This is a genomic window from Pseudoroseomonas cervicalis (assembly GCF_030818485.1).
GTDB lineage: Bacteria > Pseudomonadota > Alphaproteobacteria > Acetobacterales > Acetobacteraceae > Pseudoroseomonas > Pseudoroseomonas cervicalis_A.
The window spans coordinates 425,031-450,223 of record NZ_JAUTAJ010000002.1; the positions used below are offsets into that span (position 1 = coordinate 425,031).

Genomic DNA, 25,193 nt, shown 5'->3' on the forward strand with positions numbered 1-25,193 from the left:
ATGTCGGCGTGGGCGGGATCATCCCCACAAGCGCCGTCCCCTCGCTGCCGGCGACCAACCTGGCGAACCCGCACGGCGACCCGTCCAACTCCTGGCAGACGGCGCCAGGGATCACCACGGCCTCGGTGACCTTCGACGGTGGAGCGGGGGCTGCGTGGCGGCTGCTCTGGCTCGCCAACAGCAACCTCACCAGTGCCGCCATCGTGCAGTGGACGGTCAGCGACAATGCTGACCTGTCTGCGCCGGTCTACGAGAGCGGCAGCCTGACGGGGACCTATGCACGTCAGCTGGTGCACATCCTGCCGGCCGCGGTGACGGGTCGCTACTGCCGGCTGCGGATCCTCAACAGCTCCAATCCGGACGGCTTCCTACGCGTTGCTCAGGTTTTCGCCGGGCCTGCCTATGAGATGAGCCGTGGCCTCTCTTTCCAATCCGCTTGGGACCGCACAGCAGCTCAGGACGCCCAGGAGACCCGCGGCGGCCAGGAATACGTCACCATGCGCTTCCAGCGGCGCGGATGGAACGCCTCCCTCAGCTCGATCCGGCAGACCGAGTGGCCTTTCCTGGACGCGCTGATGAGCACCGCCAACCGAGGCGGCAACATCGCCTTCGTCCCCTTCCCCGACAGCGCCGACCGCAACCGCGACGCCGTGCTGGGCCGCATGGCCCCCGGCTCGCTCGGCTACGTCAACGGCACCGGCCTGTATCGCACTTGGTCGGCGCGCATCACGGAGCGCCTGTAATGCTGCGCGATTTGGTCCAAGAGACCGTCAACAACCCCGGTACTGCCGTCACCGTCAATCTTGGCGGCGCGCCGGTAGGACGTCGGCCCTTCGTCAGCGCGACCACCTTCGGGGATGGGGACAGCTGCTTCTACTACCTGACCGATGGCACCAACACCGAGTGGGGCGTCGGCACCCTCGCAGCCGGGCCGCCCGCAACCCTCAGCCGCACGACCGTCCTGGGAAACACAGCCGGCACCACGGCGCGCCTGAACCTGACCGGCACGTGCATCGCCTACTGTGAGCAGGTGTCGGCTCGGGTTCCGTTCCTCGGGGCGGATGGTTTGATCCCGAGGAATCAAATGCCTTGGCAGGCCGCGGTCGAGTTCCACGACACCTACGTCACCACCACCGCGCAGCCTTCGATCGGATTCACCATGGACACCTCGTATCTGCGGTGGTGGCTCCATTGGCAAAACTTTGGCCCCTCTGAAGCCGCAGTCCTGATGATCCGGCTATCCGTGGACGGAGGCTCGACGTTCCTGGCGGGCTCCGGAAATTACACCTCGCTCTTTCAGGACTGGACCTATTCCGGATCCACCAATGGCGGCGCGCCTGACACCATGGCGCGACTGAGCGCCACGACGACAACCGGCTGTAGCGGTACGGCGATGATCTCACTGCAGGACAAGTTCATTCAGGCTTGGAACAGCACCTACATTCCGGGAGGACGGGGCGCGCGTCAGAGCGACCATCACGTTCCTGGCGCAGCACTGACCCCCAATGCCTGCCTGATCGGCTTCACCAGCGGGAACATGCCGGCCGGCGCCCGCCTGACCGTGTGGAAGGGGATGCGGGTATGAGCGACACCTTCCTCTTCGACGGCGTGGAGCGTCCTCTGACGCCCGAAATGGTAGCCCAGCGCCAGGCCGATGCCGAGGCCGCCCAGCAGCCGCAGCCCGCGCCTCCGCCCGCTGTCGAGACCATGACCATCGAGGAGCTGCAGCAGCTGCTCCTGGCCGCGCAAGCGCGCCTCGCCCAGCTGGCCGCCGGCTAGCCCTCAATCACCGCTAATCTGGAGACTGGCATGTCGGGGACCTCCTCGCCTGACGTGATCCTGCGCGCGCGCCTGGGTCCGTATCCGAGCGCACGTCGGCAGCGGGCCGCCCTCGGCTCGACCGTGCGGATCTATGTGGATGTCGTGGACGCGCTCACCGGGCAGCTCGTGCCGGGGGCGTCAGGCCTGTCGGGCATGTACTGGCTGCCAAGCTTCACGGATCCCGTCGCGCCTGGGCAGCCGGCAGTGGTGTGGGAGGATACCCCCGGCACGCTCGCGATGGACGTGCCTGTGGACGAGTTTGGTACCTATACCGCTCTCGTCGGCATCCAGGAACCGAGCGCCGAGGCGATTGAGCCCTTTCGGTTCGACGCTCCCGGCGATGGTGGCCCTATCCTGACACGCGAAGAGTGGATGTCGCTCTATGGTGCGGGCGCCGCGGCCGGGGCCAGCGCTGCGATTGCCGAGGCTCGCGTCGCAGTCCCCGCTATCGCCGTGCCGCTGGCAGAGCAGGCGGCCCTGGACATCACAGCGCCTCTAGTGGCCGAGACCAAGGAGGCGCGGGACCAAGCCATCGAAGCCAAGGGCGAAGCAGGCGATAGTGCGCTGCTTTCACAGCAGCGGGCGACGGAAGCCAACCTGGCGCGCCAAGCTGCGGAGGCTGCCGCGGCGGCGGTGGTGGACACCGTGGCCAATCCTGCCATCCGCATCCCGACCGTGGCGCAGCTGCTGGAGTACCTTCCGACGCCTCAGGTTGGCGACCGGGTCGAGGTCTATGCAGACCCTGCTTACCCGCTGACCGCAAATCCCGACGGCTCCAACCGCAACGGCTTCTGGCGGTGGGACGGGTCGGCGCTGGTCTTTGAGGGGCTCTCCGCCAACGCGATCCGCGCGGTGGTGCAGGACGTCGTCAACACGCTGATGTTGGCGCCCAACGGGCTTCTGGACTCTCCCGACCTGCTGTTGGCGCAGCGCGACGCGGTCGGCCGCCTGCTGATGGCGGTCAAGCCTGATGCCACCATGATGGCAAAGCTGGGGATTGAGATCGGCCAGGGCCTGCGCCTGGACTACCTGCCCAGCGAGCAGGGCACCATCACGCGCCTCCGGCTCGGAGACGCCGACGGCCGCCTGCCGATCGGCGGTGCTGTGGTCGACGCCACCTATCAGACCGTTGAGGGGGACATCAGCGCTACGGTGGATGCTGCCGGCCGCATGCTTGGCTATCACGACCGAGCGGGTGTGCAGTGGGCCAAATATGGGCTTGATGCCGAGGGCATCAGCGTGACCCATGGCCCTGGCCCGCGCACCAAAATCGCGCTGGGGGCGGACGGCAAGATCCCGCTCGGCAACACCGTGCTGGACAGCACATTTGCGACCGTGGAGGGCGACATCTCCGCGCAGGTGCAGCTGGATGCGCAGGGCCAGCGGCGGGTCATCAGCATCACAGACAAGGATGGCAACGTCTCGGGCCGCTATGCGGGCGGTGCGGTGTCGGCCGAGGTCGAGGCGGCGCGCGGCACGCGGCCCAGCCTGGCGGCCCGGCTCAGCGTCGGCATCATGCCCTCCGGCGCGATCCCTATCGGCCACATCTATGGCGCCGCTTACCTGCGCGAGACGCGGCAGCGGCTCATGAAGCTGGAGATGGGCGACACAGATGCGGGCGCGCTGTTCACCGTGGCGCTGATCGGTGATTCGTTCACGCAGGCTTCCCCGCGCTACGCCGGCCCGCTGATTCAGCGTCTCCGGTCGCGCTATGGCAATGCCGGCGCCGGCTGGGTGTCGTTCTCCTGGTCGGGCTCGAGCATCGGCAGTTCCGCACTGGGAAATATCGTCGACACCGATGTGCCGCTCCGATTCTTCGGATCGCTCTCCAAGCACATCAACGACAGCGAAAGCCCCGACAGCGCGGATCTGCGCATGTCGGTGGACGGCTGCGCGATCGAGGTCGACGTGCCGGCCGGCCAGACGCGCGCGCGTCTCGCGTATCGGGGGACCGGCGGCGTTGCGGCCTCCGTCCGGTATCGCTGGGGTGCGGATGCCTGGACGGTCATCGACATGTCCACGACCACAGGCCCGACCTGGGTGGATTTTCCGCCGCCTCCGGTTGGCGGCGGCACGCTGCGGTACGAGTGGGTGTCTGGATCGACCGTGACCTATGGCATGGAACTGCGAAACGCGTCGCCTGGCGTGCGCGCGGGCACAAGTTGGGCGTGAGCGGTAGCTATCTCCAGCAGTGGGCGACGATCAACGAGGCCGGCTGGATCGCCAATCTGGCGCAGCTGGAGCCGCATCTGGTGACGCTGACCTTTGGCACCAACGATCAGCGATTTTACAGCCCGGCCGAGTATGCGGGCTACCTACAGACGATGATCAGCCGCATCCGCACCGCGCGGCCGGCGGCGGACATCCTTATCGTCTCCCCCGAGGCCAACGTCGCCGAGCCCGAGCGGCAATGGCCCATGACCGGCTATCGCGATGCCACGCTGGAGATGGCCGCGGCCAATGGCTGCGCGTGGCTCGATCTGCAGCCGCTGTTTGGGCTCAGTCCCGCAGATTACGCGAGCGGCAGCGCGCGCCCCTGGCTCAATCCCGACGGTACGCACCCCGACCCGCTGACCGGCGGCCGTGCCATCGTCGCGGCGCTCTATCGCCTCCTGATCTCCGCAGCCTGAGAGGATCCCCGCATGGCCAATATGCTTTTGCAGACGCTGCCCGGCGTCGCGACCGATACCAGCTTGCCCGTCCTGCGGCGGGATCGCGTCCTCGCCGATGCGCGCGATGGCGTGCTGTGGCTTTCCGACTTGGCCTATCCCTGGTGCTACTCCGGCCTGCCCCCGGCCGATGGCGCGGTGGTCCGTGATATCGCCGAGCGCGGCACGGACGGCTCTCTGGTGATCGGCGCCGGCGCTCCGCCCACCTATGCCGGCGGCGGGCTCGATTTTGACCAAGCCACCGGGCCCGGTCACTACATGCGGGTGCCGCCCCGCGTGGCTGCGGCGCTCTGGTCGGCCGGCGGCTCTGGTTTCGCAGCGACGGCAACGGTCGCGAGCGGCGCCGTCACCGCCCTCAATCTGTCCTCGGGCGGCACTGGCGCTGTCGGCGGCTACACCGGGACGCTGCCGCTGCTCATCTCGGGCGGTGGGGGCAGCGGTGCGGCCGGCACGGCGACGGTGGCCAATGGCGTCGTCACGGGCCTGACCCTGACCGCGGGCGGCTCCGGCTACACCTCAGCCCCGGCCGTCACCCTGCTGGGGCCGCAGCACTACCTGGTCATGATATATGTGCGGCTGCCGCCGCTCTCGCAGTGGCCGGCCGCCGGCACGCTGCTGCCTTTCCTTTCGTGGGGCAAATACAACGTGGCTGCCGACCTGCTCAGCATTGGCATGCTCCAGGGCGCCGGCGGGCTGCTGACGCTGCGCCGGCAGACGGCGATCAATGTCCAGAGCGGGCTCAATCTCCAGCCCGCAGCCGGCGACTATGGAAGCGTTGTGCAGCTGGCCTATTGGCGCAACGCGGCCGGCGTCGGCGCGCGCCTCCGCTCGGCCAACGGGACCGTCCTGGCGACGGGCGCCGTGGGGGCCAATAATGTCGCCGATTTCTCCGCGCTCGCAGGTCGCTTCGGCATCGATCCGGGCGACTGGTGGACCGGGTCGCTGCCGCAGAATCATGGCAACTGGCGCGCCTACCGGCTGATGGTTGAGGATCTGGCCGTGAGCCGGCGCGACCCGGTGACCGTGCTCGACTCCGATTACACGCGCACTATGGCGCGCGGCGTGTTCAGCTGACACCGCCATGCCTGACAGCCAAGGCGGAGGCCTCAGCGCTATCGGCGCCAAGCCGGCCATGACGGTGGGTCAGCTGGTGACGGGGCTGACGGTGGTGCTGCCGCTGGTGGCCTTCGGGTGGACCGCCTGGTCGAGCATCAGCTCAGCCAACACCCAGGCGATCCAGCTGCAGGAGCGGCAATCTCAGACCCTCCTGCAGCTCAGCAACCAGCTCGCTGAACAGCGGCAGATGACGCATCAATTTGTCGGCCAGGCCGGCGAGATGCGCAGCATGATCGTCGAGCTGCGCACCCAGACGGCTGTCCTGCAGCGCGATAGCGACCGGCAGCGCGAGGACACCGATCGCCGCTTTGAGGCGACTCGCCAGTCCATCCAGCAGTTGCGAGACCTGATCGCCCGCATGGCCCTGCAGCCGCGCGGGCAGTCGGACTCTCCACCGATCGCCGACACGGCGCCGCTGCCCAACAGCGACACCGGCCTGGTCTGGCGTCCTGTCCTGCGGCTGCCGCTGGACTGAGTTCCGCGCCCGGCCGGCAGCCGGGCAAATCCTCACATAGGAGGCGCATATGCGCTTTCTCGTGGACCGGCTCCGAGAGCCGGGCACGCTGCGTTCGCTCGCGGTCGTGCTGTTCGGGCTCTGGGGTGTTGCGCCCAGCGACCCGGTGGTCGAAGCGGCCATCCAGATCGGCATCATCCTGCTCGGCCTCGTCTCGGCAGTGATGCCGGAAAAAACTTCGGAAGCGGCCGAAGCGGTGGCCCAGGCGGCCGGCGCGGCACGAGAGACCGCGGCCAAGGCTGCCGTGGCGGCTAGCGAAGCCAAGGCTGCGACCTCTCAGGCCACGCAGCTTGTGGGCAGCGCCCGCGCTCTGGCCGAGGCAGCGAACGTGCGGATGCTGCCGAGCCAACCCGGGCCGGGCCCGGAGTACATGGGCCGATGACCCTCCTCGCCCGCTTGCTCGCCATTCTGGGTCCAGGGCGGGAGGCCTCATCCGCCGCCAGCACCGCCCCGGCAACCCAGCCCGTCGCCGCCACTCCGGCGGTCCCTGTCCATGCGGTCGGGGATGCCCCGGCCGCGCCTCCCCTCGCCCTTCGCCCTGCTGAGACGCCCATGACCCCGACCCAATTCCGCGCTCAGGTGATCGAGCCCGGCGCCGCCTGGACGGAGGACGCTTGTGGGCTCACCTCATCCGTGGCGGCGCGGCGCCTCCTGCTTGCCATCGCCATCCAAGAGAGCGGGCTGCGCTATCGCCGGCAGGTGCTGGCCAATGGCCAACCCGGCCCCGCCAAGAGCTTTTGGCAGGGGGAAAAGACCGGGGGCATGATCCTCGTGGCAACCTCGACCAAGATCAGCCCCAGCATCCGCAGCAAGGGCGAGGCGCTGTGCCGCGCCGCCGGCGTCCTTCCCACGGCTCTGTCCATCTGGAACGCCATCGAGCACCACGATCTGCTGGCCTACGGGCTGGCTCGGCTGCTGCTGTGGTCGGACCCTCATGCCATCCCCGAGACCGAAGACGCGGCGTGGCGCTGCTATGCGGACCGGCTGTGGCGGCCGGGCAAGCCGCACCGGGATCGGTGGGTAACGAGCTGGGCGCAGGCGGTTCGGGAGTATCCGGCTAACTAGATGCCAGGCCGTCCCTATGCTCTAAACATGTATCGCGTGCGATTCATGCTTGAGGGGGCCGGCGGTGAGCGAATACCCGCTTCGAAAGAAGATATTTGAGGCGGCGCAGGGCCTCGGTGAATCTTGGCATCAGGCGGGGAATTTGCCCGCGCGGGTCCTGGATTTCATATGGAATGCGCTTGACCTGCAGTTTCCGGATGGCCCCCGCCTTACGGTCGAGACTGGGTGCGGTCTTTCCACCATCCTCCTGAATGCCAGGAGCCGCCAGCATGTCAGCTTCACCATCGGTGGTGATGTGGATGACAGCCTCGGGCGGGTGCAGGCATCCGAGATGTTTGACGGAGCCAACACCAAGTTTGTGCTCGGTCCATCTCAGGCCACCCTACATGACTTCAAGGGCTGCCTGGCCAGCCAGGGCATTGATCCCGAGTTGCGGGTTGATTTTGCGCTGATCGATGGCGCCCACGCATACCCGTGCCCCGAACTAGACTATTGGCACATTTACCCATACCTCAATAGCTGGGGCCTCTTGGCCGTGGACGATATCCACATCCCTACGATTCACAGGCTTTACGAGTTCCTGCGCGCAGACGACATGTTCGACTTCTACGCGGTGGTCGAGAACACGGCATTCTTCGTGCGCAATGCCAGTCCGATGCACGACCCATATCTCGATTACTGGGACCGGCAAGGGTTCAACCGAAAGGCCCTAGGTCTGAAATAGATCGGCCGAGCCGTAAGCCTGCGTTCGTGAGAAGCCCGCCCTGGCGCTGGGCCAGGGCGGGCTTTTTGCGTTGCAGGGCGTCAGCCTGGCCCGTGCTGGTCGAGCATCGAGATCAACGCCCGCATCTCGCCGGAGCCGGGGCTTTCGTCATGCCAAAGCCGGCGCACGTGCTGCTGGATGGTCTTCAGCGGTCGCGGGTCGCCGCGAGCAATGAGGAAGCGGCAGAAATCCGCCTGCCGCATCCCCCACTTCTCAAGGGCGCCCCGGAACCACTGGTTGTCGATCAGCGGTTGCGACACAGCCCTAGCGCCTTCATGGCCCGCCGGATCAGTCCAGGGCGTCGGTTCGGGTCGTTGCCGCCCCCGCCCCCTTCCCGGCTGACGTGGATCTTAACCTTGATACGGGGAAACCTGAGACGCGGCCCCGTTCCCGCCACTGCGGTGGTCATCGGTTGAAATCTCCGAAGGGTTGCCTTACGTCTTCAAGGCGGTGGAGAGGGCCGTTGGCCCGACCCTCTCCCCTTCGGCTACCTTAGAACTGGATGTCCACCGTGATGGTGAATTTCAGTCCCAGGAAGCGGAAGGTCCGCTTGAAGTAGATGTGCACTCTGTATCACCTCCTTTCCTCCGGCCTCGTCCGCCGGTGAGGAATAGATACTACGTCACGTAGGATGGCGCAAGCGGTTTTCGGATCGCTTGCGCTTTTTTTGCGCCAGATTGCAGGCGTTTATGGGTTGAACCTGATGCTGGGTCTTAGGAATGGGGCGGCTGTATGTGCGGTGGCCGTCATGGTGTCGCTGCTGGTCGCTCAAACGGCTTTGGCGACCGATCTGCGCGGCCAGGTGGTCGGCGTCCATGACGGCGACACCCTCACGCTGCTGACCTCCGAGCGCGAGCAAGTGCGCATCCGCCTGGCAGAGATCGACGCGCCGGAGACACGCCAGCCTTGGGGCACCAGGGCGCGGCAGGCTCTGGCCGCCATAGCATTCCAAAAGCCTGCTACCGTGGTGGTGGTGGATACAGACCGCTACGGCCGCACGGTAGGAACGGTCTGGGTGGAGGGGCGCAACGTCAATGCTGAGATGGTGCGCGCCGGCCATGCCTGGGTGTACCGCCAGTACCTCCGGGACCGCTCCTTGCTGGCCGTGGAGGATGAGGCCCGCCGGGCGCGCCGCGGTCTGTGGCGCTTGCCAGAAGCCGAAAGGGTTCCGCCATGGGTGTGGCGGAGGGAGCGGCGGGACCACTGAGTCCCGCCCCTGTCAGAGCTTCAGGCCCCTCCACCACTCCACCCGCTCCGTCCCGCCACCACCACCGCCTCGGCCACTCTGCAGGTGCGGCGGCGCTAAGACCGTCTCCCACACCTTGCCGCCGACGCGATCACAGAAGGCGATGATGTTGGCGTGCTCGTTGCAGTAGCCGCACCGGAGGCGCCTCAAGCCGCCCACGGTCTTGGGCCAATCGGGCTTCTCCAGCGCTTCCTCCACCGGCATCACGAGGGTGGGATGCATCGTCGCGCACCGGGCATACAGCACCCAGCCGCGCCACATCTCCAACGGCTCCTCCATGAGGCGGGCGCGGCGGCGGGCATCACTGAGGTTGTGGGCCATGGCCGCCCCGGGGCCGGACAGAGGTGAAGCCGGCATCCGATGGCGGCAGGCGCATCACCACATAGCCGCTGCGGTTGAGCATCCTCAGGACGCGATCCGCGACAATCCGGGTCGCAAAGTCATGAAGCTTGCGCGCTGGCTTGCCGCGCTCATCAAAGCCCAGCGCATAGGCCAGGCTCTCCGTGACCTCCTGCGCTGCGGCCAGGGACAGGTCTTTGGGCTCGTGGCCCCGCAGGTCTTGCTCGTCCATATCGCTCGCACTCCGTTGCCCCCGAAGCACCCTGGGGCACTGGATAGCGCGAGAACGTTAAGGGAACAAGTTGCCGGGGCGGTTTCCAGGCTGTTCCCGTGCGGTTCCGATATTTTCCACGTAGGTATTTGAATTTGTTTGATTAACGCATGCTCGGCATAGAAGTGGAAGCCGTTCAGGTACATGTCGAGCGCGCCGGGCGGCGCCTGGGATTGCAGCAGCGCGGCCCCGCCCTGCAGCGCCTGGCTGCGCGGCGTGGTGGGCTCGCCGGGCGGCGGGGGCGGATGGGCCGGCTCGGCCGCCAGGGCCTGGTGCGCCCGGCCGCAGGCGCAGAAGGCGAGGCCGGCGGCCAGGCCCGAGGCCAGCCGCCCCAGCAGGCGGCGCGGCAAGGCGGAGGCGGAGGCGGAGGCGGAGGCGGAGGCGGAGGGCGAGGCGGTCATCGGGGCATCCCTGCAAGGCGGCAGGAAGGCCAACCGCGCGGCGCGCCGCGGGTTCGCGGGCCCGCCGCCACGGGGGGCGGCGGGCCGTCAGGCGGGACGGATCAGGCGGGGCGGCGGCTCAGTTCTTGTCGCCCTCGCCGCCGCCCCCTTCCGCGTCCTGCGGCGAGGGGCGCACCAGCACCAGGCTGACCGTGCCGCCACGGCCGATCTGGCTCACCCGCAGATAGGAGGGGCGCGGCGTCGGGGCGATGGCGAGGCGGGAGGCGAGCCCCTCGGCATCGTCATTCTCGGCCAGCACCGTGCCGTTCTCGTCGAGCCATTCCAGCACGCTGTCGCTTTCGGCGCCGAGATTGTAGGTCATCGCCAGCAGCGGGCGGCCGTCATTCGGCAGGGCGTAGACGGCGGCCTGGCGGTCCAGCAGCTCCAGCGACACCGCCTCGCCCAGCACCAGGGCCGGGCGGCGGGCGGCGGCGGCGATGTCGCGCGCCGGCTCGCCCTGGGCGGGGACGGCACCACCCGCGCTGCCGCCCGCGCTGCCACCGGTACGCCCGCCGCCCGCATTGCCGCCGCTGCCCTGCACCACCAGGTCGAAGCGGCCGCCACCCGGGTTCAGCAGGGTGATGCGCAGGAAGGCGGGGCGCTGCCGGGCGCGGCGGGTGTTGATGCGCGAGGCGAAGCCCTGCCCGCCATCATCATCCTCGGCCAGGACACGGCCATTCTCGTCGAGCAGCGCCAGCACCGTGTCGGTGTCGCCCTGCAGCTCGCGCGTCTCGATGGTGTACTGGCCGTCCTGCGGCAGGGCGAAATAGGCGGTCTGCCGCGGATCCAGCTCCAGCGTCTGCCGCCCCGGCTGCAGCGGCGGGCGCTGGCGCGCGGTGCGCAGATTGGTCGGGAAGGGCGGCGGCGGGCGCGGCGTCTCGCGCAGCAGCAGCAGGTCGAAATGGCCCGGCATGCGCTCATAGGTGCTGACGCGCAGCACCAGCCGCCCATCCGGCGGATCGTAGAGCGGCAGCTCGGAGGCGAGGCTGTTGCCGACATCGTCATTCTCGGCGATGACGGTGCCGTTCTCGTCCAGGAGGGCGAGGATGGTGTCGGTGTTGTTGCGCAGGTTGCGGGTGACCGCGACCAGCCCGGCGCGATCACTGGGCAGGGCAAAATAGGCGCTCTGGTTGCGCCGCAGCCGCAGGCTGCGCGACATGCCGGGCTCCAGCGCCGGGCGGCTCGCCGCATCCTCCAGCGTGGTGGCGAAATCGGCCGGCGGCGGCGGGTCGGTCTTGACCAGCAGCAGCTCGAAATTGCCGCCGGTGTCGCCGAGCGTGCTGGCGCGCAGCAGGGCGACGCGCTGCTCCGGCGCGATCTCCAGCCGCGAGGAGAGATCCTGCCCGCCGCCATCATCATCCTCGACCAGCACGCGGCCGCGCGGGTCGAGGGCGGCCAGCACCGTGTCGGTGCCGCGGTCGAGATTGCGGGTGATCACCGTGTAGCTGCGCCCCGCCTCCTCGGCGACGCGGAAGAAGGCCGACTGGCCGCGCCAGAGCTGCACGCAGAGCGGCCGGTCCGGATAGAGCGGCGGCAGCACCTCGGCCTCGTCGCGGCTGACCGGCAGGCGCTCCGGCATCTCGGAGGTGCATTCATACATGCCACGGGTGCGCGGCCGCTCGGCGCTGGGGCCGCCCGACTTGCCCGGGCCGTTCTCCGGCCGGGCCTGCGGGCCGGGCGCGGGCGCGCCCTCGCGCCGGGTCTGCGGCGGGGTGGGCGGGACGGGGGCGGGCGGCGTGGGCGGGATGACGCGCGGCGCCGGCGGCTGCGGCGCCTGGGCGCGCGGCGCGGGCTGCGGCGTCGGTGGCGGAGTCTGGGGCGCGGTCTGGGGCGGCGTCTGGGCCTGGGGCGCCTGGCCTTGCGGCGCCTGGGCCAGGGCGGCGCCACCGGGCAGCGTCGCCAGCGTCATCAGGGCCAGGGCCAGAGCCTTGCGCCCGCCGAACCATGCCCGCTCCCGCGGGGCGCCGGCCACGAACTGCGCCATGCGCGCCATCCTCCTGCAAAAGCCAAGCTGCTAACTCGCGCCGCGCTGCGGCAGCAATCGGCCGCCGGATCACGTTCCAGGGCGTGGCGGGGCCGAGGCGGGAACCGGGCGGGAGGAAACCCCGGCGCGGGTGATTTGTTCTTGTTATGTTCGCTCATCCCGGCTTAGGCTTGACGCATGGCCCTCCCCCCGGATTCGCCCCCACCAGGCCCGTCCCGCCCGTCCCGGCGGCCCTCACCGCCGCCCGCCTCTCTCCTGCTCCCTCCCGCGCCCTCCCCTGCGGCCCTCCCCCGGCCGCTGCCCGCGCCCGGCGGCGCCGCGGAAGGGTGAGCGGGTGCCGTGCCGGCCTCCCCCGACCAGCTGGCGGCGCTGCGCCACCGCCTCGCCCGCATCGAGCGCGGCCTGGGCGAGGCCGCGCCGCCGCCGCTTCCCCTCGCCCCCGCCATCGACCGGCATCTGCCCGAGGGCGGGCTGGCGCGCGGCGCGCTGCATGAGGTGATGGCGGCCGATCCCGGCGCCGCGCTCGGCTTCTGCGCCCTGCTGCTGGGCCGCGCCGGCGGCACGGTGCTGTGGATCGCCCCCCGCTCGGACGCGCTCTGGCCGCCCGGGCTGCGACCGCTCGGCCTGCCGGTGGAGCGGCTGGTGCTGGCGCGCTACCGCCAGCCGCAGGAAGGGCTCTGGGCGCTGGAGGAGGCGCTGCGCAGCCCGGCGCTCGCCGGCGCGCTGCTGCAGATCCCCAGCCTGCCGATGCTGGCCGCCCGCCGGCTGCAGCTGGCGGCCGAGGCCGGCGGCGGCATCGGCCTGCTGCTGCGCGACGCCGCCGCGGCGGATCCCGACGGCCCCGCCCCCGGCGGCGCGGCCAATGCGCTGACCCGCTGGCACATCGCCTCGGAGCCCGGCGGCGAGGCCCCCGATGCCGCCCCGGTCTGGCGCCTGCGCCTGCTGCGCTGCCGCGGCGGCCGGCCCGGCGCCTGGCGGGTAGCGGCGGGGTCAGGGGGGCTGCGCGTCACCCCGGCCGCGCCCGACCTTCCGGCGCCCTTGCCACTGTCCTGGCCCGCCCCACCCCCCGCCGCCCGGGCCCTGGCGGCGCGGCCATGAGCCGCCGCTACCTCGCCCTCGCCCTGCCCTGCCTGCCGCTGGACCGGCTGCGGCGGCTGATGCCGGAGCTGGCCGGCCAGCCGCTGGGCTGCTGGGCCAGCCTGGGCAGCCAGCGCCTGCTGACCGCCGCCGAGGGGCCGGGGCTGCAGGCCGGCCAGGCCCTGGCCGATGCCCAGGCGATCTGCCCCGGGGCGCTGCTGCTGCCCGCCGCGCCGGAGGAGGATGCGGCGCTGCTGCAGCGCCTGGCGCTGTGGTGCCTGCGCTTCACCCCGCTGGTGGCGCTGGATGGCGAGGACGGGCTGCTGCTGGACACCACCGGCGCCACGGCGCTGTTCGGCGGAGAGGCGCGCTATCTCGCCAGCGTCGCCGCCGCGCTGCGCCAGGCCGGCTTCCGCCTGAGCGCCGCCCTGGCCAGCCATGCCGGCACCGCCGCCGCCCTGGCGCGCGATGGCAGCGGGCGCGACCATCTGCTGCCGCCGGGGGCGGAGCGCGCGGCCCTGGCGCCGCTGCCGCTCGCCAGCCTGCGCCTGCCGCAGGAGGTGCTGCTGGGCCTGGCGCGGCTCGGCCTGCTGCGGGTGGGGGAGGTGCTGCGCCAGCCGCGCGGCCCGCTGCTGCGCCGCTTCGGCCCGGCGCTGCTGGACGCGCTGGACGACGCCACCGGCGAGCGGCCGCGCCCCTTCCGCTCGGTGCGGCCGCCGGCGCGCTTCCTGGCACTGCGTGGCTTCCTGGAGCCGATCCTGACCCGCCCGGCGATCGAGGCGGCGCTGGACGACCTTCTGAAGGAACTCTGCGCCGCGCTGCAGGCCGCCGGCCAGGGCGCCCGCCGGCTGGAGCTGCGGGCCGAGCGGGTGGACCGCACGCGGCAGGCCCTGCCGCTCGGCCTCGGCGCCGCATCGCGGGAGGAGGCGCATCTGCGCCGGCTCTTCGCGCCCTTGCTGGACCGGCTGCAGCCCGATCTCGGCTTCGAGCGCATGGCGCTGGAGGCGCTGCTGGTCGAGCCGCTGGGCGCCCGGCAATCCGGCCTCTCCGGCGTGCCGGAGGGCGCGCTGGCGGGGCTGCTGGACCGGCTGGGCCAGCGCCTGGCGCTGCAGCGCTTCCAGCCGCTGGACGGGCACTGGCCGGAATACGAGGCCGTGCCGCTGCCCGGCCTTCGAGGCCGCGCTGCCGCTGGAGGAGCCGGCCGCCTGGGGGCAGGAGGCCCGCCCGGTGCGGCTGCTGGCCGAGCCGCTGCCGGCCGCCCCCGCAGCCTCCCCGCCCCTGGCCTGGCCGCCGGAGCTGGCGCTGCCGGCCGCGCCCTGGCCGCCCGCCCCCCCGGCCGCGCTGCGCCTCGGCCGGCAAATCTTCCGGGTGATCTCCTGGGAAGGGCCGGAGCGGCTGGAGCCGGAATGGTGGGGCGAGGATGCCGCCCGCCCGGCGCGCGACTATTACCGCGTGCAGACGGCGGAGGGGCCGCGCCTCTGGCTCTGCCGGCTGGTCGAGCCCGGCGCCGGCCCGGCCCGCTGGTTCCTGCATGGCTATCTGGCCTGATCCATGTCCCCTGGGCATCCCGGCTTCGCCGAGCTCGGCGCGCGCTCCAATTTCTCGCTGCTCGACGGCGCCTCGCATCCCGAGGAGCTGGTGCTGACGGCAAAGGCCCAGGGCCATGCCGGGATCGGGCTGTGCGATGTGAACAGCCTGGCCGGGGCGGTGCGCGGCCATGTCGCGGCGCGCGAGGCCGGGCTGCCCTATGCGGTCGGCGCCCGGCTGGTGCTGGAGGATGGGCAGCACTGCCTGGCCTGGCCGGTGCACCGCGCCGGCTATGGCAGGCTGACGCGGCTGCTCTCGGCGGCGCGGATGCGCGGCGCCAAGGGCGAGGGCCGGCCGACGCGGCAGGAATTGCTGGAGCATGCGCAGGGCTGGTGCCTGGCGCTCATCGCCCCCGCCCGCCCCGACGCGGCTTTCGCCGCGCGCTTCGCGCAGGATGCGGCGGCGCTGCGCGGCGCGCTGGAGGGCCCGCTCCATTGCGCCACCGCCTGGCGCTTCGACGGGCGCGACGCGGCGCGGCTGGACCATCTGGAGGAGCTCGCCCGGCGCGCCGGCGGCGCGCTGCTGGCGGCGGGGGATGTGCGCTACCACCAGCCCTCCCGCCGCCGCCTGGCCGATCTGCTGACCGCCATCCGCCTCGGCCGCACGGTGGACCGGCTGGGCCGCGCCGCCGAACCCAATGCCGAGCGGCATCTGCGCCCGCTGCCCGAGATGCGGCAGCTTTTCGCCCGCCATCCGCAGGCGCTGGCGCACAGCCTGGATATCCTGCGGGCGACACGCGGCTTCTCGCTGGCCGAGCTGCGGCACGATTATCCGGACGAGATCCTGGAGCCCGGCCGCACCGCGCAGCAGACGCTGGAGGCGCGGGTCGCCGAGGCCGCCGCCACGCGCTGGCCGCAAGGCGTGCCGGAGGACATCGCGCGTCGCCTGGCGCATGAGCTGCGGCTGATCGCGCAGCTCGACTACGCGCCCTATTTCCTGACGGTGCATGAGATCGTCCGCTTTGCCCAACAGCAGAAAATCCTCTGCCAGGGGCGCGGCTCGGCGGCGAATTCCAGCGTCTGCTATGTGCTCGGCATCACCGCCATCGACCCGTCGCAGCATGATCTGCTGTTCGAGCGTTTCGTCTCCGCCAGCCGCGACGAGCCGCCCGACATCGATGTCGATTTCGAGCATGAGCGGCGCGAGGAGGTGATCCAGCACATCTACCAGCGCTATGGCCGCGAGCGCGCCGCGCTGGTGGCGACCGTCATCCGCTACCGCCCGCGCTCGGCCCTGCGCGAGGTGGGCAAGGCGCTCGGCCTGTCGGAGGATGTGACGGCGCGGCTGGCCAAGGCGAGCTGGGGCCCGGGGCGCGACCTCACCTTGGCCGAGATCGCCCGCGGCGAGGGTCTGGACCCGGCCGATCGCCGCCTCGGCCTGGCGCTGGAACTGGCCGAGGAGATCCAGGATTTCCCGCGCCATCTGGCGACGCATGTCGGCGGCTTCGTCATCGCGCATGGCAGGCTGACCGAGACGGCGGTGATCGGCCAGGCGGCGATGGAGGACCGCACCGTCCTTGAATGGGACAAGGATGATATCGACGCGCTCGGCCTGCTGAAGGTGGATGTGCTGGGGCTCGGCATGCTGTCCTGCCTGCGGCGCGGGCTCGACCTGCTGGCGCGGCACCATCGCCGCCCCATGGCGCTGCACGATATTCCGCAGCACTGCACGGAAACCTTCGCCATGCTGCGGCGGGCGGATTCCGTCGGTGTCTTCCAGGTGGAAAGCCGGGCGCAGATGAACATGCTGCCGCGGCTGAAACCGGAGAAATTCTACGACCTGGTGGTGCAGGTGGCGATCGTGCGGCCGGGCCCGATCCAGGGCGACATGGTGCATCCCTATCTGCGCCGGCGCGACGGGCTGGAAAAGGTGACCTACCCCTCGCCATCGCCCGCGCATGGCGACCCCGACGAACTGAAAAAAGTCCTGGGCCGCACTTTGGGCGTGCCGCTGTTCCAGGAGCAGGCGATGCGGCTCGCCATCGTCGCCGCCGGCTTCACCCCGGACGAGGCCGACCGGCTGCGCCGCGCCATGGCCACCTTCCGCGCCCCCGGCACCATTTCCCTCTACCGGGAGAAGCTGGTGAACGGCATGGTCCGGCGCGGCTACGAGGAGGAATTCGCAGCACGGGTCTTCGCCCAGATCGAGGGCTTCGGCAGCTATGGCTTCCCGGAAAGCCACGCCGCCTCCTTCGCGCTACTCGCCTATGCCTCGGCCTGGCTGAAGCGCTGGCACCCTTCGGTGTTCGCCGCCGCGCTGCTGAACTCCCAGCCCATGGGCTTCTACGGCCCCGCCCAGCTGGTGCGCGACGCGCGCGAGCATGGCGTCGAGATCCGCCCCATCGACGTCAATGCCAGCGCCTGGGATTGCGCCCTGGAACCCGCCCCCGCCAGCGCCGAGGGGCTGGCGCTGCGCCTCGGCTTCCGCCTCGCCGCCGGCCTTGGGAAAGAGGAGGGAATTCGCATCCTCGACGCCCGCGCCGCCGGCAATGGCGCGCCCTTCGCCTCGCCCGAGGAGGTGGCGCGCCGCGCCCGGCTCGGCCGCCGCGCCATGGAGGCGCTGGCCCGCGCCCGCGCCTTCGAGGCGATGGGCATCGACCGCCGCGCCGGCCTCTGGGCCGCGCAGGCGGTCGAGGATACGGCCCTGCCGCTGCTGCGCCTGGCCGGCGAGGCCGCCGCCGCCGGCGAGCCGCCCCTGTTGCGCGAACCGCCCCCCGATTTGCCCGCCGAGCGCGAGGGCCAGGCCATGGCGCAGGATTATGCCGCGACCGGGCTGACGCTGGGGCGCCACCCGCTGGCGATGCTGCGGCCGCGCCTGGCGGCGATGGGCTGCATCGACAGCCGCGACCTGGCCCGGCTGCGCCCCGGCCGGCTGGTGCGGCTGGCCGGGCTGGTGCTGATGCGCCAGCGCCCGGGCACCTCCAAGGGGGTGATCTTCGTCACCCTGGAAGACGAATTCGGCACCGGCAATCTGGTGGTCTGGGCGGAACTGGCACGGCGCGACCGCGCCGCCCTGCTCGGCGCCCGGCTGATGCTGGCCGAGGGCCGCATCGAGCGGGCCGAGGGCGAGGTGCCGATCCTGCACCTGCTCTGCCGCCGCCTGACCGATCTGACACCGCTGCTGGACGGGCTCGGGCGCGGCGATCCGGAAACGATGGCCGCCCCGCCCGGCGGGTCCGGACCCGGCGCCCCCGGGCCCGGCGCGCTGCCGCCGCTGCGCCTGCCGCCCAGTCGCGATTTCCGCTGAGGGCGCGGCTCAGCCTTCCCGGCTCCCCCACCGCCGCTGACCTGCGCAGCCTCCTGTATCCGCTTCGCGAGTCAGCGCTCGTCCGGGGCCAGCACCAGGGCGGTGGCCAGCCGGTTGCGGCCGGCCGCCTTGGCCTTGTACAGCGCCGTATCCGCCGCCTGCAGCAGCGCCTCCGGCATCGCCATGCGGCCGCCGATGCGGGCCAGCGCGGTGGCGGCGCCGATGCTCAGCGTCACGCTGCGCGGCAGCTCCGGCTTGTCCTCATGCGGGATGCCAAGGTCGCGCACCGCCTGCAGCATCCGCTGCGCCACATCCAGCGCGCCGGCCGCGCCGGTGCCGGGCAGGATCGCCGCGATCTCCTCCCCGCCATAGCGCGCCACCAGATCGCCCGGCCGCCGCGCCGCCCCCGCCACCGCGCTGCAGACGGCGCGCAGGCAGTCATCCCCCACCTGATGGCCATAGCGGTCGTTGAACAGCTTGAAGCGGTCGACATCCATCAGCAGCAGGGACAGCTCCGTGCCCTCGCGCAGCGTGCGCGCCCATTCGGTCTGCAGCGCCGCGTCGAAGCGGCGGCGATTGGCGATGCCGGTCAGCCCGTCCTGGTTGGCGAGGTCGCTCAGATGCGCCTCCAGCGCCTTGCGGTCGCGGATGTCGCGCAGCGCCGAGACGATGGCGCGGAAGGCCCCGGTGACCGGGTCGCACGCCACCCGCGCATGCGCCTCCACCCAGTGCAGCCGGCCGTCGCTGCGGCGCAGCCGCGCCTCGCGCCGGAACTCCAGCAGCCGGCCCGCCACCATGGCCTCGATATCCGCCATCACCGGGCCCAGATCCTCGGGCAGCAGATAGTCGGAGGGATGCAGGCCCAGCAGCGCCGCCGGCTCCACCTCGAACATCTGCCGGGCCGAGGCGGAGGCGAAGAAGATCCGCCCCTCCGCATCCAGCTTGGTCAGCAGATCCGCGCTGCTGTCCACCAGCAGGGCGAGGTCGATCGCATGGCCCGGCAGGGCCGCCGAGCCCGGCGGCACCAGGCTCTGCGCCGGCTGCGGGCGGAACCCGCCCAGCCTGCGCCGCAGCGGCAGCTTCATCGAGTCTGGACCCCGGTCACGACACCCTCCACGACGGCCCCGCTGGCGGCAGCCTTCGCGGGTGATCCTATCGGTCGCGCACCGGCCTGGCGATGCCGGCCCGCGCACAACCGCGCGGGGAGCGCTCCCACCATCCAGGCCAGGCTCTCAGCCGGGCGCGGACACCCGGATCACCCGCAACCCCTCGGCCCGGTAGGGGGCGCATTCCGCCTCGGCCGCGTCGGTCACCAGCACGGCGCCGGGCGGCAGCGGCGCCCAGAAGGGCTGCTTGCCCTGGCCCAGCTTGCTGGCATCGGCCAGCACCACCACCGAGGCCGCCTGCCGCATCATCAGCGACTTCAGGGAGACCTGCTCCGGCGTCGCCTCGCACAGCCCATAGCCGGGCAGCAGCCCGTCGGCGCTGGTGAACAGCCGGTCGGCGCTCATCTGCCGCAGGCTCTGCTCGGCGAAGGGCCCGGTGGTGCCCATGCTGATCGGCCGCACCACGCCGCCCAGCACGATCAGCTCCAGCCCCGGCGTGCCGGCCAGCACCGGGATCAGCGGCAGGTTGTTGGTGATGACCCGCAGCCGCCGCCCCGACAGCCACCCCGGCAGGCGCCGCCCCAGCGCCTCCACCGTCGAGCCGCCATCGAGGATCAGCGTCTCCCCCTCCTGCAGCAGCGCCAGCGCCGCCGCGGCGATGGCCGCCTTGGCCGGGCGCCGCTGCGCCGCCCGGGTGCCCAGGCTCTGCTCCACCGCATGGCCGGCCAGCATGGCGCCGCCATAGGTGCGCGCGATCGGGTGCTGCGCCGCCAGATCCTGCAGATCGCGCCTGATGGTGGAGGCGGAGACGCCGAACCGCGCCGCCAGCGCCTCCACATCGGCGCTGCCGGCCTCCAGCGCCTTCAGGATCTCGTCGCGCCGCGCGCGTTTCTGTCGCATGGGCTCAGGTTAAGCCAAACAGGGGAAAATCGGGAGGGCCCGGCCCTCCCGGGCCCGGGACAGAAAAGCACTGGGGAGGCTCTGCCTCCCCAGACCCCTCGGCCGGGGGGACAGGGTCCCCCCGGACCCCGCCATCAGTTGGCGCGGCGTGGGGCGAGGTCGACCGCCTGGCGCAACGCCTCGACCAGGCTGCCCTCATCGGCCACGCCCTTGCCGGCGATGTCGAAGGCCGTGCCATGGTCGACCGAAGTGCGGATCACCGGCAGCCCGACCGTGATGTTCACCCCGGCCTCCAGCCCCAGCACCTTCACCGGGCCATGGCCCTGGTCGTGATACATCGCCACCACCAGGTCGAAATCGCCGCGCGTGGCACGGAAGAACAGCGTGTCCGCCGGCAGCGGCCCATCCACCTTCCAGCCCCTGGCGCGGCAGGCCTGCACGGCGGGGATGATCTTCTCCGCCTCCTCGCCCTGGCCGAACAACCCGTTCTCCCCGGCATGCGGGTTGATGCCGCAGACGCCGATGCGCGGATCGGCGATGCCCGACTTCACCAGCGTCGCATGGCCCCGCGCGATCACCCGCTCCACCAGCCCCGGCTCGATCTTCCGGATCGCATCCACCAGCCCGATATGCGTGGTGACGTGGATGACCCGCAGGCGCGGCGCCACCAGCATCATCGACACCTCCGGCGTACCGGTCAGATGCGCCAGCAGCTCGGTATGGCCGGGATATTTGTGGCCGGCGGCGTGCAGCGCCTCCTTCGACAGCGGCGCGGTGCAGATCGCATCCGCCTCCCCCGCCTCGACCAGCCGCGTGGCGCGCTCGATGAAACGGTAGGAGCCTTCGCCCGAGACGGGGGAGAGCTGGCCGAAGGGATGCCCGGCCGGGATCAGGCCGAGATCGATGCACTCGACCACGCCCTCCGCATAGGTCGCGCCCTGCGGCGTCTGGCGGGCCACCACCTCGAGCGCCGTGCCGGTGATCGCGCCCGCCTCGCGCAGCCGCGCGGCATCGCCCACCACCAGCGGGCGGCACAGCGCGCGCACATCCGGCCGCGCCAGCGCCTTCATGATGATCTCCGGCCCGATGCCCGAGGCGTCGCCCATGGTGATGGCGACGATCGGACGCGTATCCTGCGTCATGGCCTGTCCTTCCCTGCAGCGCGGCGCAGCCTGGACAGCGCCCGCGAAATCGTACCCGCATCGCCGAAGCCGCCGGCCTTGGTGACCACCGGCAGCCCCGCCATCACATCCCCTGCCACCGAACCATCGCCGATCCCGTGGCCGAGCGGCATGCCCGGCTCCACCTCCTCGGCGAGATGCAGCCCGGCCAGGCCGAGCCGCGGCAGCAGCGCCCGCGCCGTCTCGCCCCCGGTGGCGAACAGCCCGGCCAGATGCGGCCCGGCCGGCCGCAGCAGCGCCGCCAGTCGCTCGGCCAGCACGGCGCCGCCGGCGAGATCCACCGCCTCGCCCGCCGCCTCGATGCTGACCAGCACATCCTCGCCCTCGCGCAGCGCGGCCAGGATCGCCGCCTGGCCCTCCCGCCATGCCGGGCCCTCGCCCTGGCGCAGCAGAGCCGCCGGCAGCGGCAGGCAACGCACCGCGCCCTGGCCGGCCAGCAGGGCGGCGGCGGCGCGGCTGGGCTCGGCCACACTGCCCACCACCAGCAGCACCCCGCCCGCGCGCGGCGCGGCCACCGGCGGCATGGCGGTGCCGGGGGCGGTGGCGCCGGCCAGCGCCTCCGCCAAGCCGGCGGCGCCGACCCAGAGCAGCCCATCGCCCGCGCCCGCCCCGCCGCGGGCCAGCGCCGCCAGATCCTCCTGGCTCTCGGCATCGCAAACCACGACCTGGGCGCCAGAATTGCGTGATTCGCGCAGAAAATCCGCCGCCGCGCCCAGGCGCAGCGCCTCCAGCCCCAGCCGCGCCGGGCGCAGCCCCGCCGCCCGGAGCAGTTCCGGCAGCTCGGCATGCGGGTAGGAATGCTCGCGCGCCCAGAGGGCGGATTCCTCCAGCGGCGCGCCCTGCAGCCAGATCCGCCCCTGCCGGGTGATGCGGCCCTGGCGCGGCACGGCGGGGGCCAGCACCGCCAGCCGCCCCGCGGCCGGGCCGGCCAGCAGCCCGGCCAGCTCGGCGATGGGCTGGCCGCGCAGCGTCGAATCGATCTTCTTGAACAGCAGGGCGCCGGGCTGCGCCGCCGCGCCCAGCAGGGCGGCCTGGCGTGAAGCGGCGGCGGCCGGATCCAGCCGGCGGGTGTCGGCGTCGATCGCCAGCACCCCGGCCGGCGGCAGGGCGCCCTCCCCCTCCGGCCAGGCCACCGAGGCCGCATGGCCGCGCCGGGCGAAAGCCACGGCGCAATCCGCCGCCCCGGTCAGGTCATCGGCCAGGATCAGCCAGCGCGGCATCATCCGGGCAGGCGGCTGGACGGCAAGGGGCGGCGGGGCATGGCGTTCTCGGTCTGGGGCGGGCCGACCATAGCGGCATTTCGGCCGGCTTCAATCTTTCTGCGCATTTCGCGCATCAATAATTGCGCGTTTCACGCATCAGGCGTAGAGCTTGCCGCAACCCGCCAAGGCCGGGATGGCGTCCCGCCATGAGGAGGAACGGTTTGAGCAGCACCACGAGCCCGGCGGCCGATCGGCCCTCCTCCGCGCCGATGGACGATGCCGCGCTGGTCGCGGCGCTGGCGGCGATCTGCCGCGCGCCCTATGTCCTCACCGAGGCCGGCGATCTCGCGCCCTATCTGACCGATTGGCGCGGCCGCTATCACGGCCGGGCCATCGCCGTGGTGAAGCCGGCCGACACGGCGGAGGTCGCGTCCGTGGTGAAGCTCTGCGCCGCGCAGGGCGTCGCCATCGTGCCCCAGGGCGGCAACACCGGCATGTGCGGCGCCGCGACGCCGGAGCCCGAGGGACGCTCCATCGTGCTGCGGCTGGACCGGCTGAACCGCATCCGCGCCGTCTCGCCCCTGGCCAATTCCATCACCGTCGAGGCCGGCTGCATCCTGGCGCAGATCCAGGAGGCGGCCGCCGCGGTCGACCGGCTCTTCCCGCTCAGCCTCGGCGCCGAGGGCAGCTGCCAGATCGGCGGCAACATCGCCACCAATGCCGGCGGCACCGCCGTGCTGCGCTATGGCACCACGCGCGAGCTGGTGCTGGGGCTGGAGGTGGTGCTGCCCGATGGCAGCGTGCTCGACCGGCTGCAGCGGCTGCGCAAGAATTCCTCGGGCTACGACCTGAAGCAGCTCTTCATCGGCGCCGAGGGCACGCTCGGCATCGTCACCGCAGCCGCCCTGAAGCTGTTCCCGCGCCCGCGCAGCCATGCCCTGGCGCTGGTGGCACTGCCGGAGATCGAGGCGGCACTGGCGCTGCTGGAACGCCTGCGCGGTGCCCTGGGCGACCGGCTGGCCAGCCTGGAGGCGATGTCGCGCGGCCAGGTCGCGGTGATCGCCGAGCATGTGCCGCATGTCGCCATCCCCTTCGCGCTGGAGGCGCCCTGGTACCTGCTGATCGAGCTGACCGACAGCCTGGCCGGCATCGATCTGCGCACCCCGCTCGAGGATGTGCTGGGCGCGGCGATGGAGGAGGGCCTCGTCACCGACGCCATCCTGGCCGAGAGCGAGGCCCAGGCGCAGGCGCTGTGGAAGATCCGCCACAGCGTCTCCGAGGGCAGCAAGGCCGCCGGCCATGTGGTCAGCCATGACAGCGCCGTGCCGCTGGAGCGCCAGGCCGAGTTCGTCCGCCAGGTGGAGGCGCGCATCGCCGAGGTCGCACCGCAGGCGCGCATCGTCATGCATGGCCATGTCGGCGACGGCAACATGCATGTGCTGGCCATCCTCGACCGCGCGCAATGCGCCGATGCCGCCGCCCTCGCCAGCCTCGCAGCCCGCATCAACGAGGTCGTGGATGCGGTGACCGCCGGCCTCGGCGGCGCCATCAGCGCCGAGCACGGCATCGGCATCACCAACCGCGCCCGGCTGGCCCGCGTGGCCGATCCGGTGGACCTGGCCTGGATGCGCCGGGTCAAGGCGCTGCTCGACCCGCTGGGGCTGATGAACCCCGGCAAGGTGCTGCCCGACGCCTAGGCCGCCTGCGCCCGCCCGCACCCAACAAGACGAAGGAAACGAGATCCATGCAACGCCGCACGCTGCTCCGCACCGCGGGCCTGAGCGCCGCCTTCGGGGCGGCCGGTTCGCTCGCTTCGCCCGGCCTGGCCCGCGCGCAATCCCGCTGGCCGGAGCGGCCGGTGCGGCTGGTCGTGCCCTATCCGCCGGGGGGCGCCACCGACGTGCTGGCGCGGCTCTATGCCGAGCGCATCTCGCACACGCTGGGCCAGCCGGTCGTGATCGAGAACCGCCCCGGCGCCAGCGGCAATATCGGCATCGACGCCGTCGCCAAATCGGCGCCGGATGGTTACACGATCGGCGCCGGCACGGTCAGCAATTTCTCGATCAACCAGTATCTCTACCGCAACGTGCCCTATGACGTGGAGCGCGACCTGGCGCCGGTGGCGCTGGGCTGGGAATTCCCCAACATCGCCGTCGTCGCCCCGGGCAAGGTGCCGGCCACGAACCTCGCCGAGTTCATCGCCTGGGCCAAGGCCAGGCCGGGCGGCGTCACCTATGGCTCGACCGGCATCGGCACCACCACGCATCTCTCCAGCGCGCTGTTCTTCAGCCGCATCGGGGTGGAGGCGATCCACGTCCCCTATCGCGGCGCGTCGCAGACCATCCCGGCGCTGCTGAATGGCGATGTCGATTTCGCCATCGATGGGGTCGCCTCCTATATGGGGCTGGTGCAGGGCGGGCAGATGCGCGCGCTGGCCGTCACCAGCGCCGAGCGCTGGCCGGCCCTGCCGGAGGTGCCGACCATGGGCCAGGCCGGCATGCAGGATTTCGTCGTCACCGTCTGGGGCGGTTTCGTCGCCCCCGCCAACACCCCGGCCGAGATCATCGGCCGCGTCAACGCCGCGCTGAAGCTGGTGGTGGAGGATCCGGCGCAGCAGGAACGCTTCGCCAAGGTCGGCGCCAAGCCGGTCTGGAGCACGCCGCAAC

24 protein-coding genes and 1 pseudogene are annotated in these 25,193 nt (G+C 71.7%); 17 read left to right on the top strand and 8 right to left on the bottom strand.

The annotated features are described in order from the left end of the window. Positions 1–8 precede the first annotated feature (8 nt). From QE401_RS02675 to QE401_RS02720, 10 genes are all read left to right on the top strand, one after another. A complete protein-coding gene (locus QE401_RS02675) occupies positions 9–743 on the top strand; it encodes a hypothetical protein (RefSeq protein WP_307136714.1) in 735 nt (244 codons plus the stop codon). After that, entirely contained in the window at positions 743–1,585 is an 843-nt protein-coding gene (locus QE401_RS02680) for a hypothetical protein (protein ID WP_307136715.1), read from the top strand. Before QE401_RS02675 ends, QE401_RS02680 begins: the two co-directional genes overlap by 1 nt. Next, on the top strand, positions 1,582–1,779 hold the full coding sequence (locus tag QE401_RS02685) for a hypothetical protein (RefSeq protein WP_307136716.1): 198 nt from the start codon (positions 1,582–1,584) through the stop codon (positions 1,777–1,779). The genes QE401_RS02680 and QE401_RS02685 overlap by 4 nt, the downstream gene beginning before the upstream one ends. A 30-nt stretch (positions 1,780–1,809) precedes the next feature. Beyond that, positions 1,810–3,993 carry a hypothetical protein gene (locus QE401_RS02690; protein ID WP_307136717.1) on the top strand — a complete coding sequence of 728 codons (2,184 nt, stop codon included), beginning with the start codon at positions 1,810–1,812 and terminating at the stop codon, positions 3,991–3,993. Beyond that, a complete protein-coding gene (locus QE401_RS02695; RefSeq protein ID WP_373461410.1) occupies positions 3,909–4,451 on the top strand; it encodes an SGNH/GDSL hydrolase family protein in 543 nt (180 codons plus the stop codon). The genes QE401_RS02690 and QE401_RS02695 overlap by 85 nt, the downstream gene beginning before the upstream one ends. 12 nt (positions 4,452–4,463) lie before the next feature. Next, a complete protein-coding gene (locus QE401_RS02700) occupies positions 4,464–5,564 on the top strand; it encodes a hypothetical protein (protein WP_307136719.1) in 1,101 nt (366 codons plus the stop codon). Between the two features lie 58 nt (positions 5,565–5,622). After that, on the top strand, positions 5,623–6,081 hold the full coding sequence (locus tag QE401_RS02705; RefSeq protein WP_307136720.1) for a hypothetical protein: 459 nt from the start codon (positions 5,623–5,625) through the stop codon (positions 6,079–6,081). Positions 6,082–6,130: 49 nt separating this feature from the next. Further along, on the top strand, positions 6,131–6,502 hold the full coding sequence (locus QE401_RS02710) for a hypothetical protein (RefSeq protein ID WP_307136721.1): 372 nt from the start codon (positions 6,131–6,133) through the stop codon (positions 6,500–6,502). Positions 6,503–6,672: 170 nt separating this feature from the next. Beyond that, positions 6,673–7,185 carry a hypothetical protein gene (locus tag QE401_RS02715; RefSeq protein WP_307136722.1) on the top strand — a complete coding sequence of 171 codons (513 nt, stop codon included), beginning with the start codon at positions 6,673–6,675 and terminating at the stop codon, positions 7,183–7,185. 64 nt (positions 7,186–7,249) lie between these two features. Then, positions 7,250–7,909: a class I SAM-dependent methyltransferase gene (locus QE401_RS02720; protein WP_307136723.1), complete on the top strand. Its 660-nt coding sequence runs from the start codon at positions 7,250–7,252 to the stop codon at positions 7,907–7,909. Between the two features lie 80 nt (positions 7,910–7,989). Here QE401_RS02720 and QE401_RS02725 read toward each other — a convergent pair whose 3' ends face one another. Beyond that, positions 7,990–8,208 carry a hypothetical protein gene (locus QE401_RS02725; protein ID WP_307136724.1) on the bottom strand — a complete coding sequence of 73 codons (219 nt, stop codon included), beginning with the start codon at positions 8,206–8,208 and terminating at the stop codon, positions 7,990–7,992. A 488-nt stretch (positions 8,209–8,696) separates the two neighbouring features. On the opposite strand from QE401_RS02725, the gene QE401_RS02730 reads away from it, so the two are divergent. Further along, entirely contained in the window at positions 8,697–9,155 is a 459-nt protein-coding gene (locus tag QE401_RS02730) for a thermonuclease family protein (RefSeq protein WP_307136725.1), read from the top strand. Between the two features lie 12 nt (positions 9,156–9,167). Here the strand turns inward: QE401_RS02730 and QE401_RS02735 are convergent, their stop codons facing one another. The 3 genes from QE401_RS02735 to QE401_RS02745 form a co-directional block, all read right to left on the bottom strand. Then, positions 9,168–9,515: a hypothetical protein gene (locus QE401_RS02735; RefSeq protein ID WP_307136726.1), complete on the bottom strand. Its 348-nt coding sequence runs from the start codon at positions 9,513–9,515 to the stop codon at positions 9,168–9,170. Then, on the bottom strand, positions 9,496–9,765 hold the full coding sequence (locus QE401_RS02740; RefSeq protein WP_307136727.1) for a hypothetical protein: 270 nt from the start codon (positions 9,763–9,765) through the stop codon (positions 9,496–9,498). The genes QE401_RS02735 and QE401_RS02740 overlap by 20 nt, the downstream gene beginning before the upstream one ends. Positions 9,766–10,323: 558 nt before the next feature. Continuing rightward, positions 10,324–12,228, bottom strand: a complete 1,905-nt coding sequence (locus QE401_RS02745; RefSeq protein ID WP_307136728.1) for a hypothetical protein — start codon at positions 12,226–12,228, stop codon at positions 10,324–10,326. Positions 12,229–12,567: 339 nt separating this feature from the next. Here QE401_RS02745 and QE401_RS02750 point away from each other — a divergent pair, with 339 nt between their 5' ends. The 4 genes and pseudogenes from QE401_RS02750 to QE401_RS02760 all read left to right on the top strand — a co-directional run bounded on the left by QE401_RS02750 (position 12,568) and on the right by QE401_RS02760 (position 18,138). After that, positions 12,568–13,326: an ImuA family protein gene (locus QE401_RS02750; protein WP_307136729.1), complete on the top strand. Its 759-nt coding sequence runs from the start codon at positions 12,568–12,570 to the stop codon at positions 13,324–13,326. A gap of 59 nt (positions 13,327–13,385) precedes the next feature. Further along, positions 13,386–14,282: pseudogene (locus tag QE401_RS23060) on the top strand (Y-family DNA polymerase); the annotation flags it as partial. A gap of 250 nt (positions 14,283–14,532) precedes the next feature. Further along, complete coding sequence (locus tag QE401_RS02755; RefSeq protein WP_307136730.1) at positions 14,533–14,853, top strand: hypothetical protein; 321 nt, start codon at positions 14,533–14,535, stop codon at positions 14,851–14,853. Between the two features lie 3 nt (positions 14,854–14,856). Then, positions 14,857–18,138, top strand: coding sequence for an error-prone DNA polymerase (locus QE401_RS02760; RefSeq protein WP_307136731.1), 3,282 nt, complete (start codon positions 14,857–14,859; stop codon positions 18,136–18,138). Positions 18,139–18,209: 71 nt separating this feature from the next. Here the strand turns inward: QE401_RS02760 and QE401_RS02765 are convergent, their stop codons facing one another. The 4 genes from QE401_RS02765 to QE401_RS02780 all read right to left on the bottom strand — a co-directional run bounded on the left by QE401_RS02765 (position 18,210) and on the right by QE401_RS02780 (position 22,545). Beyond that, positions 18,210–19,223 carry a sensor domain-containing diguanylate cyclase gene (locus QE401_RS02765; protein ID WP_307136732.1) on the bottom strand — a complete coding sequence of 338 codons (1,014 nt, stop codon included), beginning with the start codon at positions 19,221–19,223 and terminating at the stop codon, positions 18,210–18,212. Positions 19,224–19,370: 147 nt separating this feature from the next. Continuing rightward, positions 19,371–20,144 (bottom strand): DeoR/GlpR family DNA-binding transcription regulator, encoded by a 774-nt coding sequence (locus QE401_RS02770; protein WP_307136733.1) that lies wholly within the window; start codon positions 20,142–20,144, stop codon positions 19,371–19,373. 134 nt (positions 20,145–20,278) lie between these two features. Beyond that, the gene (gene pdxA, locus QE401_RS02775) at positions 20,279–21,286 is read right to left on the bottom strand and encodes a 4-hydroxythreonine-4-phosphate dehydrogenase PdxA (protein ID WP_307136734.1); all 1,008 of its coding nucleotides are present in this window, start codon (positions 21,284–21,286) and stop codon (positions 20,279–20,281) included. Beyond that, positions 21,283–22,545, bottom strand: coding sequence for a four-carbon acid sugar kinase family protein (locus QE401_RS02780; protein ID WP_307136735.1), 1,263 nt, complete (start codon positions 22,543–22,545; stop codon positions 21,283–21,285). Before QE401_RS02780 ends, pdxA begins: the two co-directional genes overlap by 4 nt. A 203-nt stretch (positions 22,546–22,748) precedes the next feature. On the opposite strand from QE401_RS02780, the gene QE401_RS02785 reads away from it, so the two are divergent. Beyond that, entirely contained in the window at positions 22,749–24,224 is a 1,476-nt protein-coding gene (locus QE401_RS02785; protein ID WP_307136736.1) for an FAD-binding oxidoreductase, read from the top strand. Positions 24,225–24,271: 47 nt separating this feature from the next. Then, a partial coding sequence (locus QE401_RS02790; RefSeq protein ID WP_307136737.1) for a Bug family tripartite tricarboxylate transporter substrate binding protein occupies positions 24,272–25,193 on the top strand: 922 nt, incomplete at its 3' end.

Bases quoted from the DNA above. Each gene is read 5' to 3' on its own strand.
- pdxA (WP_307136734.1), bottom strand. From the start codon at position 21,286: ATGACGCAGGATACGCGTCCGATCGTCGCCATCACCATGGGCGACGCC.
- QE401_RS02770 (WP_307136733.1), bottom strand. From the start codon at position 20,144: ATGCGACAGAAACGCGCGCGGCGCGACGAGATCCTGAAGGCGCTGGAG.
- QE401_RS02780 (WP_307136735.1), bottom strand. From the start codon at position 22,545: ATGCCGCGCTGGCTGATCCTGGCCGATGACCTGACCGGGGCGGCGGAT.
- QE401_RS02765 (WP_307136732.1), bottom strand. From the start codon at position 19,223: ATGAAGCTGCCGCTGCGGCGCAGGCTGGGCGGGTTCCGCCCGCAGCCG.
- QE401_RS02705 (WP_307136720.1), top strand. From the start codon at position 5,623: ATGACGGTGGGTCAGCTGGTGACGGGGCTGACGGTGGTGCTGCCGCTG.
- QE401_RS02710 (WP_307136721.1), top strand. From the start codon at position 6,131: ATGCGCTTTCTCGTGGACCGGCTCCGAGAGCCGGGCACGCTGCGTTCG.
- QE401_RS02680 (WP_307136715.1), top strand. From the start codon at position 743: ATGCTGCGCGATTTGGTCCAAGAGACCGTCAACAACCCCGGTACTGCC.
- QE401_RS02700 (WP_307136719.1), top strand. From the start codon at position 4,464: ATGGCCAATATGCTTTTGCAGACGCTGCCCGGCGTCGCGACCGATACC.
- QE401_RS02730 (WP_307136725.1), top strand. From the start codon at position 8,697: ATGGTGTCGCTGCTGGTCGCTCAAACGGCTTTGGCGACCGATCTGCGC.
- QE401_RS02715 (WP_307136722.1), top strand. From the start codon at position 6,673: ATGACCCCGACCCAATTCCGCGCTCAGGTGATCGAGCCCGGCGCCGCC.
- QE401_RS02735 (WP_307136726.1), bottom strand. From the start codon at position 9,515: ATGGCCCACAACCTCAGTGATGCCCGCCGCCGCGCCCGCCTCATGGAG.
- QE401_RS02740 (WP_307136727.1), bottom strand. From the start codon at position 9,765: ATGGACGAGCAAGACCTGCGGGGCCACGAGCCCAAAGACCTGTCCCTG.
- QE401_RS02685 (WP_307136716.1), top strand. From the start codon at position 1,582: ATGAGCGACACCTTCCTCTTCGACGGCGTGGAGCGTCCTCTGACGCCC.
- QE401_RS02690 (WP_307136717.1), top strand. From the start codon at position 1,810: ATGTCGGGGACCTCCTCGCCTGACGTGATCCTGCGCGCGCGCCTGGGT.
- QE401_RS02745 (WP_307136728.1), bottom strand. From the start codon at position 12,228: ATGGCGCAGTTCGTGGCCGGCGCCCCGCGGGAGCGGGCATGGTTCGGC.
- QE401_RS02760 (WP_307136731.1), top strand. From the start codon at position 14,857: ATGTCCCCTGGGCATCCCGGCTTCGCCGAGCTCGGCGCGCGCTCCAAT.